The sequence below is a fragment of the Lysinibacillus sp. NPDC097195 genome (genome assembly GCF_044762075.1).
In the GTDB taxonomy this organism is placed as follows: Bacteria; Bacillota; Bacilli; order Bacillales_A; family Planococcaceae; genus Lysinibacillus.
This window is the reverse complement of record NZ_JBIWDP010000001.1, coordinates 868,027-885,278: the sequence shown is the minus strand read 5'-3', so window position 1 is coordinate 885,278 and position 17,252 is coordinate 868,027. Positions and strand designations below refer to the sequence as shown.

Annotated in this window: 17 protein-coding genes and 1 riboswitch; of the genes, 1 reads left to right on the top strand and 16 read right to left on the bottom strand. The window is 38.9% G+C overall.

The genetic code is table 11. The annotated features are described in order from the left end of the window. Positions 1-199: 199 nt before the first annotated feature. The 16 genes from ACIQXI_RS04465 to ACIQXI_RS04390 form a co-directional block, all read right to left on the bottom strand. Entirely contained in the window at positions 200-1,240 is a 1,041-nt protein-coding gene (locus tag ACIQXI_RS04465; RefSeq protein WP_402922023.1) for a ribonucleotide-diphosphate reductase subunit beta, read from the bottom strand. A gap of 12 nt (positions 1,241-1,252) precedes the next feature. Further along, positions 1,253-3,466, bottom strand: coding sequence for a ribonucleoside-diphosphate reductase subunit alpha (locus ACIQXI_RS04460; RefSeq protein WP_402922021.1), 2,214 nt, complete (start codon positions 3,464-3,466; stop codon positions 1,253-1,255). A 164-nt stretch (positions 3,467-3,630) separates the two neighbouring features. Next, positions 3,631-3,819, bottom strand: a riboswitch (cobalamin riboswitch). Positions 3,820-3,926: 107 nt separating this feature from the next. Then, entirely contained in the window at positions 3,927-4,613 is a 687-nt protein-coding gene (locus ACIQXI_RS04455) for a hypothetical protein (RefSeq protein ID WP_402922020.1), read from the bottom strand. Continuing rightward, positions 4,610-5,104 carry an ECF transporter S component gene (locus ACIQXI_RS04450; RefSeq protein WP_402922018.1) on the bottom strand — a complete coding sequence of 165 codons (495 nt, stop codon included), beginning with the start codon at positions 5,102-5,104 and terminating at the stop codon, positions 4,610-4,612. The genes ACIQXI_RS04455 and ACIQXI_RS04450 overlap by 4 nt, the downstream gene beginning before the upstream one ends. Before the next feature lie 65 nt (positions 5,105-5,169). Further along, positions 5,170-5,562: a bifunctional adenosylcobinamide kinase/adenosylcobinamide-phosphate guanylyltransferase gene (locus ACIQXI_RS04445; protein ID WP_402922016.1), complete on the bottom strand. Its 393-nt coding sequence runs from the start codon at positions 5,560-5,562 to the stop codon at positions 5,170-5,172. Then, a complete protein-coding gene (locus tag ACIQXI_RS04440; protein ID WP_402922014.1) occupies positions 5,514-6,110 on the bottom strand; it encodes a histidine phosphatase family protein in 597 nt (198 codons plus the stop codon). The genes ACIQXI_RS04445 and ACIQXI_RS04440 overlap by 49 nt, the downstream gene beginning before the upstream one ends. Then, on the bottom strand, positions 6,083-6,859 hold the full coding sequence (gene cobS, locus ACIQXI_RS04435) for an adenosylcobinamide-GDP ribazoletransferase (protein WP_402922012.1): 777 nt from the start codon (positions 6,857-6,859) through the stop codon (positions 6,083-6,085). The genes ACIQXI_RS04440 and cobS overlap by 28 nt, the downstream gene beginning before the upstream one ends. 24 nt (positions 6,860-6,883) lie before the next feature. Next, complete coding sequence (locus ACIQXI_RS04430; RefSeq protein ID WP_402922010.1) at positions 6,884-7,459, bottom strand: bifunctional adenosylcobinamide kinase/adenosylcobinamide-phosphate guanylyltransferase; 576 nt, start codon at positions 7,457-7,459, stop codon at positions 6,884-6,886. Between the two features lie 13 nt (positions 7,460-7,472). Beyond that, positions 7,473-8,081 carry a histidine phosphatase family protein gene (locus tag ACIQXI_RS04425; protein WP_402922008.1) on the bottom strand — a complete coding sequence of 203 codons (609 nt, stop codon included), beginning with the start codon at positions 8,079-8,081 and terminating at the stop codon, positions 7,473-7,475. A 5-nt stretch (positions 8,082-8,086) separates the two neighbouring features. Then, positions 8,087-9,172 (bottom strand): pyridoxal phosphate-dependent aminotransferase, encoded by a 1,086-nt coding sequence (locus ACIQXI_RS04420; protein ID WP_402922006.1) that lies wholly within the window; start codon positions 9,170-9,172, stop codon positions 8,087-8,089. Next, positions 9,159-10,115, bottom strand: a complete 957-nt coding sequence (gene cbiB, locus ACIQXI_RS04415) for an adenosylcobinamide-phosphate synthase CbiB (protein ID WP_402922004.1) — start codon at positions 10,113-10,115, stop codon at positions 9,159-9,161. The genes ACIQXI_RS04420 and cbiB overlap by 14 nt, the downstream gene beginning before the upstream one ends. After that, positions 10,112-10,795, bottom strand: coding sequence for an adenosylcobinamide amidohydrolase (locus ACIQXI_RS04410; RefSeq protein WP_402922002.1), 684 nt, complete (start codon positions 10,793-10,795; stop codon positions 10,112-10,114). The genes cbiB and ACIQXI_RS04410 overlap by 4 nt, the downstream gene beginning before the upstream one ends. A 241-nt stretch (positions 10,796-11,036) precedes the next feature. Further along, positions 11,037-11,219, bottom strand: coding sequence for a hypothetical protein (locus tag ACIQXI_RS04405; protein ID WP_402922000.1), 183 nt, complete (start codon positions 11,217-11,219; stop codon positions 11,037-11,039). Positions 11,220-11,451: 232 nt separating this feature from the next. Next, positions 11,452-12,810, bottom strand: a complete 1,359-nt coding sequence (locus tag ACIQXI_RS04400) for an aspartate kinase (RefSeq protein WP_402921998.1) — start codon at positions 12,808-12,810, stop codon at positions 11,452-11,454. A gap of 547 nt (positions 12,811-13,357) precedes the next feature. Further along, positions 13,358-14,278, bottom strand: coding sequence for a class I SAM-dependent methyltransferase (locus tag ACIQXI_RS04395; RefSeq protein ID WP_402921996.1), 921 nt, complete (start codon positions 14,276-14,278; stop codon positions 13,358-13,360). 132 nt (positions 14,279-14,410) lie between these two features. Further along, entirely contained in the window at positions 14,411-16,543 is a 2,133-nt protein-coding gene (locus tag ACIQXI_RS04390) for a type IA DNA topoisomerase (RefSeq protein ID WP_402921994.1), read from the bottom strand. Between the two features lie 254 nt (positions 16,544-16,797). On the opposite strand from ACIQXI_RS04390, the gene ACIQXI_RS04385 reads away from it, so the two are divergent. Further along, positions 16,798-17,196 (top strand): glucosamine 6-phosphate synthetase, encoded by a 399-nt coding sequence (locus ACIQXI_RS04385; RefSeq protein ID WP_402921992.1) that lies wholly within the window; start codon positions 16,798-16,800, stop codon positions 17,194-17,196. Positions 17,197-17,252: the final 56 nt, after the last annotated feature.

The window sequence follows — 17,252 nt, the reverse complement described above, 5'->3', positions numbered from 1 at the left end:
TGGCAAATAATTTTTCGGGTCACGTAATATTTAGACAACAAAGATTCCCTACCGAATTTTCAGAATTGTTTGCGTGCCTGTCACTCTTTCTCAAACAGATAAGCCGCAACCATCGCTATTGTGCGACAAGTTGCGACTTTCATTATGGTTGTATCCTCTTGTAAAATTTCAGAATTGTTTGCGTGCCTGTCACTAACAATTACAAGTCATCAAAGCCGTTATCTTCTACATTGACTTTGACATATTGACGGGAGCGTTGCTCGAAGAAATCCGTTTTTCCTAAGTCTACATCCTCGTAAGCTTTAATCCATTTAAGTGGATTTTTACGATAGCCATCAAACGGACGCTCTACACCTAATTGATTGCAGCGAACATTGGCATAGAAATGAACATAGTCATGGACATCTTCCACATCAAGTCCTTCAATCTTGTCGCCGATTACTTCATTTGCCCAATCAATTTCTAGCTGAACAGCTTCACGGAAAATTTCTTGCACACGTGCCGCCCATTCTGGTGTATCATATTGCGGATATTCCGCTAGCAGTTCCTGATAAATTTTCACAAATAAATCAACGTGTAGCTGTTCGTCGCGGTTAATATAATTGATCATCGTTGACGAAGCTACCATTTTTTGATTGCGTGCTAAATGGTAGAAAAAGGCGAAGCCCGAATAGAAAAATAAACCTTCTAAAATAACATCATAAATAATAGCCTCTAGCATATTTTCAACGTTTGGTTCCTCTGAAAATGCCTGATAGCCTTTCATTACAAAATCATTACGACGCTCTAGCACTGGCTCTGTACGCCAAAAGTCAAATGTACGGTCCTGCTCATCTTTATTGACGATACTGGAAAGCACGTAAGAGTATGAATGATTATGGATAACCTCTTGCTGCGCTAAAATAATCATTAAGGCATTCAGGCTCGAATCCGTTAAATAGTCTGCAACTTTACCAGCAAAATCTGTTTGCACACTGTCTAGCAGTGCTAGTAAACCGATAATTTTTAGAAATGATTCTTGTTCATGTGTTGATAACGTTGGGAATTGTTTAACATCATTGCTCATATTAATTTCAAAAGGTGTCCAGAAGTTCCCAAGCATTTTTTTATATTTTGGATACGCCCAACTAAATCGTACGTCATCCCAGTTTAAAATATTGGAAGAGCGCCCGTTGACAATAGCAGTAGAACGGTTTGGCGCTTCCTTATCCATCATTTTTCGTTTTGTAATTGTTGTCATTAATTGTTCCTCCTAGCTCGCACAAGACTCACATTCTAGCAACTCAACAGAAGTCGAGCGCACATAATAAGTCGTTTTCACACCACTTGCCCAAGCATTTAAATGTAACGCGAGTAAGTCTTTTGCTTGAATCGTATTTTGTACATATAAATTTAGCGAAATCCCTTGGTCGATATGACGAGCACGTGCTGCATTTTGTTTTATTGTCCAGTTTTGATCGATAAAGTACGCAGACTTATAATACCAAGTCGTCACGGGTGATAAATCCGGTACTGTAACTGGAATTTTGTAATCCTTCTTCTCTTCCGAATAACTTTTTTGGAATATCGGATCAATTGTTGCTGTACTGCCTGCTAAAATAGATGTCGATGAATTCGGTGCTACAGCCATCACATAGCCATTGCGCATCCCATAGCTTGCAACATCCGCGCGCAATGCTTGCCACTGTTCACTGTGATAGCTACGCTTGTCAAAATATGCTCCTGTTTGCCAATCGGAGCCCTCGAATAGTGGGTAAGCCCCTTTTTCACGCGCAAGGTCATTTGATGCTCGTATCGTTAAATAAGCAATTTGCTCGTATAATTTATCGGCAAAATCCACGGCCTCATCCGACTCCCACTGAATTTCTTTCAAAGCTAGTAAATGATGCCAGCCAAACGTGCCAAGTCCAATACCGCGGTAGCGGGTATTTGTGCGCTCTGCTTGCTTTACTGGAATGGTGTTTAAGGCAATGACATTATCTAACATGCGTACTTGAATCGGTATTAAACGCTCTAATACGTCAGCAGGTACTGCCTTACCTAAATTGACAGACGATAAATTACAGACAACAAAGTCTCCCGGTTTACGACGCGTGACAATAACATCATCTTCTAACGTAATCGATTCAAATTGCGTTGGCGACATGTTTTGGAAAATTTCAGTACATAAATTAGAACTATAAATTATGCCTTCGTGCTTATTAGGGTTCATGCGGTTCACTTCATCACGGTAAAACATGAACGGTACACCTGTTTCAAGTTGAGAGCGCATAATACGTTTCATAATATCAATCGCAGGTACGACTTCCCGACTTAATAAAGGATTGGCAATACATGCTGCATATTTTTCACGGAAAGAGCCTTGCCCTTTTTGTTCATCATAATAATCCTCCAGTGAGAAGCCCATCACTTCACGCACTTCATGAGGATCAAATAAATGCCAATCTTCACGAGCTTCGACCGCTTCCATAAAGATATCTGGTAAACATAATCCGGTGAAAATGTCATGGGCACGTAAGCGCTCGTCTCCATTATTTAAACGCAAATCTAAAAAGGTAAAGACATCCTTATGCCAAACATCTAAATACACGGCGATAGCCCCTTGACGTTGACCAAGCTGATCCACCGAAACAGCTGTATTATTAAGTTGTTTGATCCATGGTAGCACACCACTTGACGCGCCTTTAAAGCCTTTAATAGAAGAGCCACGACTACGGATTTTCCCCATATACACGCCAATACCGCCACCATATTTTGATAATGTTGCAACATCTGTGTTTGTATCATAAATACTTTGTAAACTATCATCCACAGTATCAATAAAGCAACTTGAAAGTTGACCATGCGTTTTTCCAGCATTAGATAATGTCGGTGTCGCCACTGTCATATATAAATTACTCATTGCCCAATACGATTCACGGACTTTTTCTAAGCGATTTTCCGTTTCATCTTGCATCAATGTCATGGCAATGACCATCCAACGCTCCTGCGGTAATTCCACTGGTGTTTTCGTATAATCACGGACAACATAGCGATCCATTAATGTTTTTAAACCGATGTATGTAAATAGCTCATCACGGCTCTGTTCAAGATAGGATGCAAGTTCCGCTAGCTCTTGTTCACTATACTTTGTCGTTAAACATGCATGATAAAGACCTGCCTCTGTATAGCGTGCAAGCTGCTCCGGAAAGACTTTATAAACGTCTTCCTTTGCAACACCACGGTTTGTAGCAAATTGACTATATAATTTTTCTAAGTAAATTTGTGCAGCGACAAATGTCCAATAGGGCTCTTCTTCATCGATTAGACTAAGTGTTTGTAAAATCATCGCATCCGCCCAAGCTTCAAACGTAGCCTCTTCATTTTTACGTAGCCAACGATCCGATAATCTTACAAAGCTTTCAAGCTCATCCTCCGTGTAACTTTTCTTCAACTTAGCCATGTGCTGTTCAATTTGTATTGTCATCTTTACATTCTCTCCCTTTCTCAACAGCCAACACATCAAAAAAGCGATTACACACCATAGTTCGGTTGCGTAATCGCTGTAAAATTGGAAATGGAAATGAAGGATATGTACACATCAAAGTGGACAAATCTCTCGCTTCCACTTCTCAATCCCCGAAGATGTGTTGCTGTCTTGAACAACTCGGCAGGTCTCCTGGCTCATGCTTCACTCAAATAATGGCCTTCCCGTTTTTTCACAGTGGCATGTTCATTATTTGTCAGCATTTACAGTTGCGGGGACAGCTTCGGCTTTAGATGTCTCTATTTCCGAATTCCCTTTTAAACCATACTGGTACCGCTTGTCCAACATACTATATATTGTGTTTCAATCTCTCAATTAATCTAACATATTGTGTTTCTCGTTTCAATAGGTGTTTTGTCCCTTGCAATTTTAAAAATCTTACTTTTGCTCGAAGCAAGCCCTATTCCAATGCAGTTTTACACAGTTTCTCAAAATTTCGAGTAAAAATTTTTTGTGCTAATTGCTCTTTCTGTGGATCAATTCCGAGTAAAATAACGGCACAAGGTCCTGCAGATTTTGCCATATCCAACGAACTTTTAAGTGGTTGCTGACCAAAAAGTCGTGAAAATTCAGCTTGCAGTCCTTGCGATCCTACCGGCCACACTTGTTGGACAATTTCCTCACGCCATGCATGATAAATGGGCTGAAGTTGGGCGACATCTTCAGCCTGTTCAAGCACTTCTTGGCCAACGAGTGGCACACCATATGTGTACCAACTTAGTTTTCCACGTTCAAATGATGCCCTTTGTTGGATTTCGCCTAACATTGTCACCGATAAGCCCGATTGCAGAGTCGGCATATTGGATTCTGAACTTCCTGTTATAGGTGGACAATCCATCCCTACTTCATCAAAAACTTGCTCAAGTCCTGCGATATAGCGCGACCATGCTGCATCTCCTGAAAAATTAGCAAGTATGATGTGACTCGGTATGGCATTTGCTGCAAGCTGTTCTAAAAAAGTAACACGCGCTGTTAAATAAGCGGTTAAAGTATCTGATGCACAGACGACATCTTGTGGCTTCTCACCAATTGCTGCCGCATTGTCTGTAGTAGCAATTAAGTGTCCTATTTTTACGGCATTCCTCAATTCGCTCGACCTGCCTTACGAACAAACACTTTTGACAGCACGGGTATAACAACTGCCACAATTAGAAGGTTAATGACCGTTGCCATGAAAATACCCGGCAAGGATGCCCAGAAAAAAGCTGGACTAATGATAAAATAAAATGGCAGTGGTGCGATTATACCATTTAAGACAAGTGCTACGGGCCATTTCAAAAAATGCATCCCTTTTTTATGCATAACACCAAATAGCCATACGACCATAAACATTTCAACTGCAATAATAATATGCAAAGGTCCATAAGGAAATCCAGCTGTTAATGCTGTAATAAAATGCCCGATTAGCCCTGCTACGCCCGCTAACACAGGTGATAAAAATACTACGCCGATAAATGCCGGTGCTGAGTCCAGGGCAGCCGTCGATACAAATGACGGGATTTTAATTACTGCTCCGATGGCGCAAATCGCTGCAACCATGGCAGTTAAAGTTATAGTCATTAATTTTTGTCGATTCATTCCATTCCCTCTTTTCTAGAAATAATGAAAGCCCATGCCTGAATGACAAAACGTCACATACAACATCATTTGATGCGTTCAGCGATGCCATACCAAATACGATCGACTCGCTGTGCTTGGGCAAATAACGCTTGGTACAAGCGACCACAAGTGTCACGCAACAGTCGTGCTTGTTTTTCCATTGGCACAACACCGCGCCCCATATCAGTAACAATAATATACAATGGACATGTTTCCTCAAACGTTTTCAGTCTTTCCAAAATTTGCTGAACAAGCATTTCATCGTCCTCAAGATTATGCGTTATCAGCCATTGTTCTAAGTTTTTAATAATAAGGGCATCACAGTCAGGAACAACATCTGGCAATATGCCATCCAATATTGCCACATCCTGCTCCGCCAGCAATTGCGTTACATAGGCGTTTTTTCCGTTATAGGCTCCTCCGATAAAGACATGCATCTTGCTCCCTCCTTCCAAGCCGCTTTGGAAAATGTTAACGTAAACATCCTATCATGCGGTACTTGATACGACCAGAAAGGCTTTTGCTGTGGTGCAAAAGCGACAAGCAATGCACGCACGACACCTCCATGCACAACAAGATAATAATCGTCTTCCTCTTTTGGTAATGCTAAAAAACCTGTTACTACACGCTGGCAAAACAAATCGAAGCGCTCTCCATTTGGTGGAGATGTGTTTAGTGGGTCATCTAGCCATTTACAGTAGCGCTCGTCCGTTTTTAATTCGTCATATGTTTTACATTCAAAGTCACCGAAATTAGTCTCTCGAAATCTAGCATCAGCCATATAGCGAGCATGTGGAAAATAACAACTCGCTGTTTGTTGACAGCGTCGTAAATCACTACCGTAAACTTTCTTGACAGCAAGATCGACAATAGGCAGTGATACTATTTGTGCTAATGGAGAATCTGTCCAGCCAATATAACGCTTTTCCATGTTTTCTTGCGTTGGTGCATGTCTCATTAAGCGCACAGTAACAATGTCAGCCATAGCACAACCTCCATTCCTTCAATTGATGCTCCGAGTAAATCTCCTGATACACCGCCAAAATTACGCAATGTAAACTGACGAAATAAAATAAACGCGACGATTAAAACAGCCATTAATACAACAGGTAAAATTGACAGACCGGTCACAACCAATACAGTGCAATAAGCAAGTACAAGCGTCATCAGCATAAAGCAAGTCAATGTACGGTGGTTTAGTTGCGTCTTAAAAAAATAAGCAAGTCCTTTTTCTTTTGAGCACTTTAACGATAAAAAATAAAAACTCATCCCTACTCGTGTCAGTAAAGGGATAAAAACAAGCATCCATAAGGCGAACTTGTCCTGCACTATAAGCTCATGTAGCACAACAAATTTCCCTAATACTAAAAATAATACAGACATGACGCCAAACGCCCCTACACGAGGATCGTCCAAAATTTCAAGACGCTTTTCACGATCCCGATAGGAAAAATAAGCATCTCCCATATCGATAAATCCGTCCAGATGCAAGCCCCCTGTAAATAACGCAAATAACCCTACAATGACAAATGTTAATAAAATTTCACTGCTTGCTGTCCAGGTCGTTAAACTATAAATAGAGCCAGCAACAATTGCTCCCATCAATGCCCCTACCCATGGCAAAAAAGCGAACATCCCAGTAATCGTACTTTTGGATAATGGAATTTCCTTATGTACAGGCAAAACTGTAAAAAATTGAAATGCGAGTAATACGCTATGCCATATAGTTTTCATCGCCTTGCCCTCTTCCTATTAATTTTATTTCCACTTCTTTACGATACCATAATTTATTTCGTATGCCTCTTCAGCAACTGAAACCAACCATTGATGTAATTGACCGAGCATTTGTCGATACAATTCGACTTCATCATTGTCGTAAGGCGGTTCATCGAATAGTTCGTTAGAAACAACAAAAAGCGTCACCTTTTTGTCAAGTAACGTCTGTACTGAACTTTTCATGATTTGTAGCTTTTGCTCAAGACAACCTGGCTTTTCCACACACGGTGTTCCACTGTCAAACCCTTCATAAAACGCATTCGTCAGCCACGTCGTCACACAATCCCAAAGGACCACATCACCATCTTCAACCTTTTCAAAGGCATGCTGAATTTGATAGGGTGCTTCGATTGTGTGCCAGGCAATCTGTTGTTTTTGTCGATCAGTCTGGTGGCGCTCGATACGTCTTGCCATCTCATCATCCGTTGCAACACCAGAAGCGATATAAACTAATCGCTTACCCTGAAATTGATTGTATTGATAGTGCTTAACAGCTGCTTTTTCAGCAAAGTGAGACTTACCGCTACGGACACCACCAGTAATAAAAATTAGCGGCACGATTATCACCCCTCTATAATAAATGTGGCGTGCTGCCAATTTCTTTGACGTGCCAATTTTCATCTAGTCGCTCTATAATAGTCACACTTGTTCCATGGATAAATGGTGCTGTCCAAAGCTGATCGATGCCACGTCCTAATATGGCATTTAGTATGCATTTAATTGTTACCGCATGAGACACGATTAACACATGCTCATGTGGATACATTTGAGCAATATTTTTTAACGTGTACATCGCCCGCTCTGTTACGGCACCAAAACTTTCGGTATGCGTGGCAATAAATTGTGCTGGATAATCCGTATACAGTTCATAGTCCAAGCGATTTGTCGCCACTATTTCTTCAACCGTTTTACCTTGCCATTCACCTAGATAAATTTCACGTAAATCATCTTCATAATGCATGGCAAGTTGACGACCAGCTGTCAAATAGCGCAACGTTTCTTGTGCACGACCACTTGAGCTACTATAAGCGACAGTAAACGGAATCGTTTTTAATTGTTCTGCAAGTTTTCGGGCATGCAAAATGCCGTTTTCTGACAAAGGCGAGTCCAACCACCCTTGCAATCGCTGCTCTTTATTCCATACAGTTTCCCCATGTCGAACTAGATAAAAAGTTGTCACATTCCTCACCCCTTATTTGCTTTAAACCATACCTGTAAACAATTTTGTAAATAGGTCATGGCCGCTACATCTTTTATCCCGATGCGGAACCACTCACCATTTAAGCCCATAAAGTTTTTTGTATGCCGTAAGACGATGCCCTCCGCTAAGCAATAGCTAAAAAATGCATCTGCTTGTTGATTGTTTGGCAATGAAAAACAAACATAATTCGTAACACTATTTGTTACCTGACATCCATTTTCTTGCAGAAATTGTTGTAGCCATTGTCTTTGATGTGTAGCATAGCTAATTGCCTGTTGACAGTATTCATGCTCGTCCAAACATCCTGCACCAATAACAAGGGCAAACGCATTGAGATTCCAATGAGATAGCATTACTTTTAATTCTTGAACGATGGTTTTACTGGCAATTAAATATCCTAATCGTAGCCCTGGTATAGCATACATTTTTGTCATCGAACGGACGACAATGACATGCGCATTATTAGCCACATAGCTAATCAATGAATGTGATTCACTTACCCAATCAATAAACGCTTCATCAAAAACGAGCTCACAATTCACTTCTGCTCCGTAAGCAATTAAGCGTAGTAATTCCTCTTGTTTCGGTAAGACACCTGTTGGATTATTCGGTGTACAAATATATAAAGCATCTGCATTGACCATTTCTTGATAAAGCAGTGCCATGGGTAATGTATAGTAAATAAAATCTTCAACTACTATCGGTATAACATTTGCTCCGGCTGCCTGAAGTGTGCGTGCGTACTCAGAAAATGTTGGATGAACGACAATGACCCGTTTATTTGCATAGCGTCTTGCTAACACACTAAATAGCTCTGAAGCCCCGTTTCCTAAGACAATCGAATCTTTTTCAATGTGATGAAATTGTGCTACCTTTGTTAAAAATGGCTCCCCATCTGGATCTGGATAACGTTGAATTAATGGATAAAAAGTACGCCAACGAGCCTCTACAAATGCAGGTGGGCCTGCGGCATTAACATTTTCACTAAAATCGTATACTTCTGTTGGCATTTTCAGCCCAAGCTGATGATAAACATTTTGTGGATTTGCTCCATGATTAGGTAATTGCAAAAATAAACACCTCCATTGCTAACATTACGAGCGTAAACAATACAGTAGCAACACGCATATGGATAATCGATGTTGCAATATGTTCTTTCGTTAACGGTACGTATTTTTCCCCCATTGTCGCTCTATGGGATGCCACACCTTGATATGTATTTTTTCCACCTAATTGCACACCTAATTGAACTGCCGTTGCGGCTTCTAAATAACCGCTATTTGGACTCGGATGTTTTCGTGCATCTTGTGCCCAACGCTTTAAACGTTTGCCGAGTGGCACAGATGTCTCATTTTTTGTGCCAAGTACCATCAATAAGCCTGTTAAACGACTTGGAATAAAGTTTAAAACATCATCCAGTTTTGCTGCAAACATCCCAAAGTCTTTGTATTTTTCATTTTTATAGCCTATCATCGAATCCAATGTATTAACGGCTTTATAACCCCATAAACCGATTGCCCCAAATAAAAATGCATAAAAAAGTGGTGCAGTGACGCCATCACTTGTATTTTCAGACACGGTTTCAACTACTCCTCGCACAATTTCATCTTCATCCAGCTTATCGGTATCTCGTCCAACAATCCATGATAGTTTGACACGTGCTTCTTTAAAATCGCCTTTTACAAGTGGCTCATAAACAGCTAACGCGGCTTCCTTTAAACTACGCTGTGCCAGTCCAACACCTATTAAAAGGCCCTCTATTAGAATACCAAATACGATGCTCACTTGATAACTAAGCATTAAAATAACCGTGACTACAAACATTGTTGTACCAACGACAGCAAGCGCCATGACCATGCCACGTACCTTTCGCATTTTGCCTTTATTCCACAACGCGGTTTGCGCTTGAATCAGCTTGCCGATCCAGCGTACTGGATGAGGCATTTTGGGCGGGTCCCCAACTAGTAAATCAAAAAGTAGACCGATGATACAGGCAATAACTAGTGCAATCATAGTAGATTCGCCTCTTTCTCTTTTTTATACTTTTGAATAGCCTCTCGCATCGTTTCGTATACACCATGTCCTATTATTTTCCCTAACATCGTAATAGGACCTGCGTATTGATGGAAATCTCCTTCTTCCGTCGACGCTATTAGCAAACTATCAGTTGACGTCCCTGTTGCCTGGGTACCTGTTGTAGGATCTGTAATGTTTTCATCTATCAGTGCCTTGACCTTTGCCTCAGTCGTTGAAATCATTGCCTGAAACAATGCTTCATCAGATAGTTTCCCATTGATTAGCACCCACGTATTTATTGTTCCTGCATGATACTGTTCTTGTCGATGAAATGCACGCGTAATATCGACAGCATTACCTAATCCTGCTGTAATCATCACGACAAGATGAATACCTTCATATGTAAATTCTCGAATTGTTGCAAAGCGTGCATATACAGCTGTCATCATCGCCACCGTTTGATCGATAGGATAGCCCTCTGCTTGTAAAAAGGATTGTAGCTCTTGATGGGGTTGTCGTTCGTCGTAAGCTTTTGGTACAGAACGATTTAACAAATGTGTATAATAGCCAAAGCCCGGGTTATGCATCGCTGACGATACGACTTTCATCGGCTCAGCGGTTTCAATCACAAGATAATGCTCTACTATTTTTATATCTTCCTTTCGTACAACAGCCATCTGCTCACCTCCTATTTTTATAAGTAATATTACTTTCTTGCTTAGGCAAATAAAAAAACAAATTCTTACAAAGAAGAATTTGTACTGTTCATGCTTTAATTATGAATACACTGCAAATTTGAACCTTCTGAATTTTTTGTATAGTACAGAAAAACAACTTCATGCAAATGAAATTAATTATTTTCTTTGAAATTGTATCATAACTTTGACGTTTGCAACATTCATTTTCTTGATATTTTTCTTATTGCTTTTGCTTTAAATTTTTAAAGCGGATGATGGAGCCAGCAATAATAAAGATCCAGCCAATCCCAACATAAACCACTTTCATTGATTTCGTCGATGCTGGTAAAATATCCATAATTGTTAAACAGACAAATAATATTCCGATAACAGACAAAATCATACCCATTGAAAAACTTTTCAACCGAATGCCCTCCTATCTATGTACGCACTTGATTTTACAGTATTACTGGCTAAAAGAAAACTGTATTCCTATTAGTTTGGTAGAAAACCGTAAAATCATCCACTGTGAAAAGCACATTTAACATGAAAAAGCTGCCTCATCAGCTATTGAGTAATAGCTTTTTGAAACAGCTCTCTTTTATTGTTAGATAATTTTATCATCGCTTTGCTAAAAATTATCGTATTTTATCCATTTATGCTTGCACTTGTGCAAAAAATTCCCCATATAGCGCTTGTAAAATTCGATTTTCATATTCTTGTAATACACCAAATACAAGACTTACTTCAGACGAACCTTGGTTAATCATTTCAATATTAGCTCCAGTTTTTGAAATAGCTGTAGCTGCACGCGCGGCAAGACCCGTGTTATTGCGCATCCCTTCGCCTACAATCACAATCATAGAGAAACCATGACGCATTTGAACATCATCTGCTTGCAATTCTTCTTTCACACGCGCTAAAATACGTGCTTCATTTTCCGGTGTTAGCTGATTAGAGCGCATAATAACCGAAATATCATCTAAACCTGAAGGTGTATGTTCGTAAGAAATATTTTCATCCTCTAAAATTTGGAGAAGTTTACGACCGAATCCTACTTCACGGTTCATTAAATACTTAGACACATATAACGTTGAAAAGCCACTATCTGCCGAGATACCTGTTACCGGGCGACCTGTCGCAGGACGACTCGGTACAATGCGAGTACCTGGGGCTGATGGATTATTTGTATTTTTTATGTTAACTGGCACCCCAATCTTATAGACAGGCATTAATGCTTCATCATGGAATACAGAAAAGCCCGCATAGGATAATTCGCGCATTTCGCGATACGTTATTTCTTTAATCTCAACAGGATCATTCACGACTTTCGGATTTGCAGAAAAAACACAATCCACATCCGTAAAGTTTTCATAAAGCTCCGCCTCAACAGCTGCTGCTAAAATAGAGCCTGTAATATCGGAGCCACCGCGGTCAAACGTACGCAATATGCCCGCTTTAGTGTAACCGAAGAAACCTGGGAAAACAATAATTTCTTTTGTATCTTTTAAAGGCGCTAAATTTGTATAAGCTTCAGGTAATGCGAATGTACGCTCTGGTAAATCATTGACTACCAACCCTTCTTTTGGACTTACATAACGTGCTGGCATACCGATAGAGTTAAAATAAGCTGCGATAAGCTTGGCGTTGTTATCTTCTCCAGCTGCTTTTAAGCTATCAATAAATAGTTCTTTGTTTGCTACATCACCAAGCACACGTTGACGTAAGTCTTCAGCAATTACGTCACAAATCGTATGATCCAATTGTAAGCCGTCTGCTATAGATTTGTAACGGTTCACAACGGTCTGGACTTTTTCTTCTGTATTTTCTTTTTGAATTGCTGCGTTCGCTAAGTCAATGAGTAAATCAGTTACTTTTATATCATCAGCACAACGTTTCCCTGGTGCTGAAACGGCTACGATTTTGCGTGCCGGATTAGATTTTACAATGTTTGCGACTTTTTGAATTTGTTCTGCACTTGCTACAGACGTTCCACCAAATTTACATACGATCATATCTATCAAATCCTAACCTTTTAAAATAATGTATTCCTCCAAAAAACAATTGAATGTACACAGTGTACAAATTATCGTTCTCTACGTCAATACAATTTAAAAAATTCACGCAATTTAGCGAGAGAAAATGGACAATTTACGCACTGTTTGATTTATTATACGGATTTCGTAGCAAATAGTTAAGGTTTTTATAAATTTTTTTCGTATATGTTACATAATCATAAAAATTTTCGCTTGAACTAGCTTAAATCAGCTTCCTACAATAGGGTATGAAACCACCTTAGCTCGTCTTCTTCAGCAAATGCTATCAAACAGCCACATCTCTTTGCAATCACTGTTTTATTTTATACATAATGACAGCGCTTTCTTCCATTATGATATGCGGCGAAAATCATACGGTCTGTGCTATTTGATCTTCATAACTTACCAAAAAAAAAAAACAATGTCACCCTTTTCAAGATGGCATTGCTGTTTTTATTCTTCTATATAATGGAGGAAACGCTTTCTTTCGCATAAATTTATTTTAGAGACAACAGCGGTAAGTTAGTTACGTTGCATTTTTTACTGCATGGATATAGTGAATGGTTTCAAACGCTTGTAAATAATCATGTCGATTGGAAAAGAATTGATGTTGAATAGCTTGTGGTGATAAATGCTCATAAATTAATAAGTGTTCCTCGGCAAGAAATTTCGCTAAATCTGATATGGAAGATGCGAACTTCATTTGTTCTCCAGAGACACGAGCCATCTGAACCATATTGTGCACTCGATTGAAAATGCCAGCTGTCGTAAATAATTGCTCATCTGCTACATCGAAAATAATCGAACTACCATTAGGTAAATCTTTAAACAATATTTTGATTAATTGCTGAAGTATATCTTTTGTTAAATAGTAAGTGACACCAAGCAAACTGAAAATGGTTTTCTTCGATATATCAAAACCTGCTGTAACCAACTTTTCTAGTGACAGCTCCTTGGTAAAATCCAATGCTACAAAATTCACATGAGGCGGTATGTCATATTTTGCTTGCTGTAAACGTGCTAATTTAAAATGCTGTGTTAAAGGATGATCGACTTCGAAGACAGTTACATTTGTTAATGCATCGTGTCGCCATGCAAACGTATCTAGACCTGCACCTAAAATAACGTATTGCTCCGCACCTAATTGGCATTCATGCAGTACCACTTTTTCTGTGTAAGCCGCTCTTGCAACAGGTGTTGGAGAAAGTTGAACTTGTGTCACCCACTTTAAGATTGCTTCATTATCACCCTTTAGTTGGTCAGCCATTTTTGGACTAAAAAATGCAATGCCATTAGTCATATTGCTTGCAATTGCTTGATATTCTTCGGGCAATAGGAAGTCCTGTGCTAAGTAATCATTAAAAATAAGTGGACGATCTTCTTTCGCGTGATACGCTCGGCTAAATGCTGAAACGAGGGAAGTAAGACTTGCTTCATTCTTTTTCACAGAAATCACTCCAATAAAAAAAGATTCCCCCTGGCCAGGAGAATCCCATTGTATCACCTATTTTTATAACTGTAAATTATAGCATAAATGAATTTTTTTGTCAAATATTTTGCATTCCATTTGTTTAGCAATTTACTTCACTTTATTAAAATCAAATTCAATTTTCCCTTCCACTAAACGCAAGGCAGCACTGAATTGTTTTCCACTCTTTGCTTTGAACCCTTTAATTTCTGCCGTTTTGCCATTGCTACATAAATCTCTAATATTCTTTTCAGAAAGTTTTCTTCCTAGTAATCTTTCAGGGAATGTTTGTTTACAGCCATTTTTATAATCTGAGCAACCATAAAAGTTTTTTCGCAAGCTGATTTTTCCGACTTTGCATGCGGGACACGTCACAATATCTTTTGCGACAGGCTTTGTAAACTGCTCCGCCTCAATTGTTAACGTATTGATTTTGTTCGGAACTTCTGCAATTAGCTGATGAATAAACTTGCCTATATTATCAATAAAATGTTTTGCAGACCCTTCGCCCCGACCTATTTTTTTTAAATAGATTTCCCATTTAGCCGTCATAGAGGGACTTGAAAGTAATGTTCCTTCAATCGCTTTGCACAATAGTTCACCTTTTGGCGTAATGCTGACGATATTTTTCTTTACCTCAATAAAGCCATGTTTTTTTATCGTTTCAATAATGCCACTTCGTGTGGCTTCTGTGCCAATGCCCTCTACTGAATTTAATACTTCGATTTCAGCCTCATCTTCAACTGCTTTACCACATGTTTTCATCATCGTAATTAACTGCCCTTCTGTATAGGGCTTAGGAGGGGTTGTTGTGCCCTCGATAATCTCTACCTTACTATGCACCATCTCACCTTGGGCAACGACAGGAAGTACCTGTTCGCGTGGTTGAAGCTCTATATCGCCAGTAAAAAGTGCTTTCCAACCTTTTACAAGTTCTGTTTTGCCAACTGATTTAAACTCTAAGTTTTTGACATTCGTTAAAATGATTTTCTCGTCATACTCGTAATCTTGATGAAACATCGCAAGCGTCGTATTTACTATTTCAAAATAAATATTACGTTCATCTGTTGCCATAGATTGCAGTGCTTTTGCTGTCGGAATCTTTTTTGTTGGTATGATGGCATAGTGTTCACCAACATTCGAACTGTCGACATAGCGTTTATGTTGCCCTCTTAAAACAGGTGCAAATGTTTGCCCAATAAGTTGTTGGTATTTTTGTAAAGACTCTTTTAAATACTCGAATTCATTATGCGTAATAAGCTGGGAATCGGTACGTGGATACGATACGAGCTTTTTCTCATACAACGACTGTGTAAGCTTTAACACATGAGCAGGACTGTATTTCCAACGTTTATTGGCGGTTGCTTGCAATGTAGACAGCGCATGTAATTTTGGTGGTTGAATGCGCTTCGTCTTATTAGTTACACTCGTTATTTGACCACTATCAATTGGCAAAATAGCGTGCTGCTGTAATAATTGCTCGACTTCCGTCCTTACTTTTGCTTTAATTTTTGCTTTACCTTTATACATACCTTTTTGTGCTTTAAAGAGACCTTCTACTTCGTAATAATTTTCGGGTTTAAAATGCTCGATTTCCTGCGATCTTTTATAAATTAAATAAACGGTCGGTGATTGCACACGACCAATCGAAATACTCCCTTTAAACCCCTTCTTCTGAAGTAACAATGTGTATAATCGACTGCAATTCATCCCGACTAGCCAGTCACTAATTTGACGTGTTTTTGCTTCTTGATACATTAGCAAATCCCGCTCATTACTTTGCATATTTTGAAAGCCTTTACGGATTTCATCGACCTCTAATGAGTTTATCCATAAACGTTTTACAGGCTTATGTACTTTCGTCATTTTGTAAATAGAATAAAAGATATTCGATCCTTCGCGCTCCGCATCGCATCCATTATAAATCATCGTCACTTGCGGATCGTGGAAAATTTTTTTAATGGCATTAAATTGCGTGTACATAGTCCGAACGACTTTATCTTCGTATTTATCTAAAATAATTGGCAACGAATCTAGTGACCACTTGTCCCACTCTTTTTTATATTCCTTCGGTTCCTTCAATTCGACGAGATGACCAATACCCCAACTGATAAAAGCGCCATCCGGAAAAGTTGAACAAGGTTCTAACTCTATAAATGTTTTCTCTTTATGTTTAATTTTAAATGCTTCTGCATACGCTCTTGCCTGCGATGGTTTTTCAGCCAAAATAGCAATTTTACCCATTATTATCACATCTTCTTTTAAAAATTTATATAAACTCAACTAATGTCATTAGTGAGTTTATGATGGCATACCACTATTTTACTTTAAACAATATAAAATTTCTAATGTCATTGTATGAGAACAGTATTGATTTAAATTTACTTGCAGTTGTTGCACAGATATACAAGAAAAAAGTTTAAACTAGAAAATATTATATTGAGCTAGCAAATAGCAGGATGAAGATGATAAAATATGGTTATTAAGGGGGATGGGATATGGGGAAATTAAATAAGCGTAATATTTTATGGATTATACCTATTTGCATTATAGGGGTGTTTTGGTACTATTACGGGCCACAAAAGGATATTACGGATAATGAATATATTACATATGTAAAAAGCTATACTATTGAAAATAGTAACAAACCATTAGAAACAGCCTTTGCTTCAGCTTGCCAAAATCCTTATTGGGTTTACTTTAAGACGCAAAAAGGGCAGGATGTTGTTGAATTTGAGGGGAATTGTCCTATTAACAACAAGGACGCAAAAATAAATGTTCAATTTTTAGTAAATCCTGACATGACAACTGTCAAGTATGGTGCAATGTTAGTCGATAGTAAGTTACAACAAGAAAACGATCGAGATCATTTTCTTGTTACGTTGACGAAAGACTAATTAGGTACTAGCAGTCATGAGCCCTCGCTCACTAAGAATAGTGAATGTGGGCTCTT